General features: G+C 79.2%; 1 protein-coding gene. It reads right to left on the bottom strand.

Annotation, left to right across the window (positions count from 1 at the left end; genetic code table 11):
* Window positions 1–23 precede the first annotated feature (23 nt).
* Complete coding sequence (locus A8G15_RS30960) at window positions 24–242, bottom strand: hypothetical protein (RefSeq protein WP_156665636.1); 219 nt, start codon at window positions 240–242, stop codon at window positions 24–26.
* Window positions 243–610: the final 368 nt, after the last annotated feature.

Raw genomic sequence — 610 nt, 5'->3', positions numbered from 1 at the left:
CCGCGCCGCGGGCCGGTGAGCGCTCAGGGCACACCGAGCACGTGCAGATCACGGATCCGGTGCGGTCCGTCGTCGACGGCGCCCGCGCGACAGCGGACCGGGTCGGTGCCGTCCTCGGCAACGGAGATGTGCTCCGGGGTGTCGGTGGAGAGGCGGGCCGCGTCGCGGGCGAGGTGTTGTCCGGCGGGGCCGGTGCCGCCGGGCCGGTATCGGAGGTCGTGTCGACGTTCGGGCAGGGGCACGCGCCCACCGTCGCCACCTCGGCGTACACACCGGGAACGGGCGCGGGTTTCGGAGCCGGATCCGCACCTGCTGCGATGCACTCCGCGGCGATCACCGGATCGGCGATCACCGGATCAGCGGTCCCTGGCTCCGGCCCGATCGGCGGTGCCGCCGGGCTCGGCGCGTTCGCGACCGCCGGCGGCATGGCTGCCGCAGGCGGAACCGCGCGGGGAACGGTCTCGATCCGGACCACCCGCGCCCCATCCCCCGGCGGCCCCCCCGGCCCCGGCCCCCGGCGACCTGCGGATCCCGGGCGATCCCCCCGGGGCCGCGCCGCCCCCCGGCCAGGGCACCGGCGCCCGCCCCCCCCCGGCCCGCGTCCCGGCGG

The sequence above is a fragment of the Rhodococcus phenolicus genome (assembly GCF_001646785.1).
Classification (GTDB): domain Bacteria; phylum Actinomycetota; class Actinomycetes; order Mycobacteriales; family Mycobacteriaceae; genus Rhodococcus; species Rhodococcus phenolicus.
This window is presented reverse-complemented; position numbering and strand designations above follow the sequence as displayed.